This window comes from Pseudomonas sp. 1152_12 (genome assembly GCF_052850675.1).
This window is the reverse complement of the sequence record NZ_VXCW01000039.1, coordinates 1-2,841: the sequence shown is the minus strand read 5'-3', so window position 1 is coordinate 2,841 and position 2,841 is coordinate 1. Positions and strand designations below refer to the sequence as shown.

Here is a 2,841-nt window from a genome sequence, read left to right as displayed (position 1 = left end):
GGCAGTACTCAAACTGCCGGAGGAGAAAGTTCGCTGACGGCGGGTTATGGCAGCACGCAAACGGCTCAGGAAGGCAGCGATCTCACCGCTGGTTACGGCAGTACGGGCACCGCTGGTTCCGATAGTTCACTGATCGCCGGCTATGGCAGTACTCAGACCGCTGGAGAGGAAAGCTCGCTGACAGCGGGTTATGGCAGCACGCAAACCGCTCAGGAAGGCAGCGATCTCACCGCAGGCTACGGCAGCACGGGCACCGCTGGTTCCGACAGTTCACTGATCGCCGGCTATGGCAGTACTCAGACCGCTGGAGAGGAAAGCTCACTGACAGCGGGTTATGGCAGCACGCAGACAGCTCAGGAAGGTAGCGATCTCACTGCAGGCTATGGCAGCACGGGCACCGCTGGACCTGACAGTTCGCTGATCGCTGGCTATGGCAGTACACAGACTGCTGGTCATGGCAGCGTGCTTACAGCGGGCTACGGCAGCACACAAACGGCGCAGGAAGGGAGTTCGCTCACTGCTGGCTACGGCAGTACCGGGACCGCTGGCCCGGACAGTTCTCTTATTGCAGGCTATGGGAGTACTCAGACCGCGGGTCATGAAAGTAAACTGACAGCAGGTTATGGCAGTACACAGACCGCTCAGGAAGGCAGCTCACTCACTGCGGGTTACGGCAGCACCTCAACAGCCGGCTATGACAGTACACTCATTGCCGGATATGGCAGCACCCAAACCGCGGGTTACCGTAGTGTTCTGACAGCAGGCTATGGTAGTACCCAGACTGCTCAGGAAAGCAGTTCGCTCACGGCCGGCTATGGCAGTACTTCAACAGCAGGTTTCAAGAGTTCTCTAATCGCAGGTTACGGTAGTACCCAGACAACGGGTTATGAAAGCACTCTGACTGCCGGTTATGGCAGTACTCAAACCGCCCAGGACAACAGCTCCCTGACCACGGGCTATGGCAGCACTTCAACCGCCGGCTACGAAAGCTCACTTATTGCTGGCTACGGAAGTACTCAAACGGCGGGCTACGAAAGCACACTGACCGCAGGCTACGGCAGCACCCAAACTGCCCAAGAAGAAAGCTCGCTCACCACTGGTTATGGCAGTACCTCAACCGCTGGCTATAGCAGTACTTTGATCGCCGGGTACGGCAGTACTCAAACGGCGGGCTACAAAAGTACACTGACCGCAGGCTACGGCAGCACCCAAACTGCCCAGGAAGAAAGCTCGCTCACCACTGGTTATGGCAGTACCTCAACCGCTGGCTATAGCAGTACTTTGATCGCGGGATACGGCAGTACTCAAACGGCGGGCTACAAAAGCACACTGACCGCAGGCTACGGCAGCACCCAAACTGCCCAGGAAGAAAGCTCGCTCACCACTGGTTATGGCAGTACCTCAACCGCTGGCTATAGCAGTACTTTGATCGCCGGGTACGGCAGTACTCAAACTGCTGGCTACAACAGCAGTTTGACGACTGGTTATGGCAGTACGTCTACCGCAGGCTATGACAGCTCACTGATCGCAGGTTATGGAAGTACCCAGATCGCAGGCTACGAGAGCACGTTGACTGCGGGCTATGGCAGTACGCTGACTGCTCAAGACAGCAGTACGCTCACCGCTGGCTACGGCAGTACTGAAACAGCTGGATTTTCCAGCTCATTGATCGCAGGTTATGGCAGCACCCAGACCGCTGGCTACGAGAGCACGTTAACGGCGGGCTATGGTAGTACGCAGACGGCAGAGCGCGACAGCACGCTCACCGCCGGTTACGGGAGCACAGGAACGGCAGGCCAAGACAGTTCGCTGATCGCGGGTTATGGCAGCACCCTGACCAGTGGCATTCGCAGTTTCTTGACTGCGGGTTACGGGAGCACTTTGATTAGCGGGCTTCGTAGCGTACTGACGGCGGGATATGGCAGTAGCTTGACGTCCGGAATGCACAGTAGCCTGACTGCCGGATACGGTAGCAACCAGATTGCGAGTCATCGGAGTTCACTGATTGCGGGCCATGAAAGCACTCAAATCGCTGGGCACAAAAGCATGCTGATCGCCGGCAAGGGTAGCTCGCAAACTGCTGGCTATCGCAGCACGCTGATATCCGGCGCCAACAGCATTCAGATGGCCGGTGAGCGAAGCAAACTTATTGCTGGTAAAGACAGCACGCAGACTGCGGGGGACCGAAGCAAACTATTGGCTGGCAGCAACAGTTATCTCACCGCTGGAGATCGCAGCAAACTGACTGCTGGCGACGATTGTGTGCTCATGGCTGGAGACCGAAGCACGCTCACTGCCGGTAAGAACAGCGTTCTGACAGCAGGTGCCAGCAGCAGGCTCATCGGCAGCCTGGGCTCCACACTGACTGGCGGGGAAAACTCCACACTGATTTTCAGATGTTGGGACGGGAAACGCTATACAAACAAAGTAGTCAACACAGGAAAAAACGGAGTAGAGGCTGATACGCCGTATCAAGTAGATGAAGATGGAAATATTGTGAATAAAGCAGAGGAGTAATAACGATATTTTCGAGAGGTGTAATACCAAAGCAGTGAGCACGTATTTAATCAAGGCCGACGCTCTTTGGAAGCGCATTCTGCACCACGGGGACTAGGAGTGATGTTGACTGTCCGCTCGTGGCCGAAAGCGGTCATTATTTATCTCGTAAATCTTTGCTTTTTGGAGGTTTGTGTTCATTCGGCAGGACGCCGGGGAGGGCGAAAAGTAGTTCCCAAACTAAAACCGCACCCCTTGTAGAATGCGGCCTGTAGCTTGGTCGGTAACTTTGAGTAATGGAACGCCGACTGTCATCAAGCCGGCGCCCCACTTGAGTTTGCAGAG

Annotated in this window: 1 protein-coding gene; it reads left to right on the top strand. The window is 55.9% G+C overall.

The genetic code is table 11. From position 1 onward, the window contains the following. A partial coding sequence (locus tag FW764_RS28000) for a beta strand repeat-containing protein (RefSeq protein ID WP_446436715.1) occupies positions 1 to 2,517 on the top strand: 2,517 nt, incomplete at its 5' end. Positions 2,518 to 2,841 lie beyond the last annotated feature (324 nt).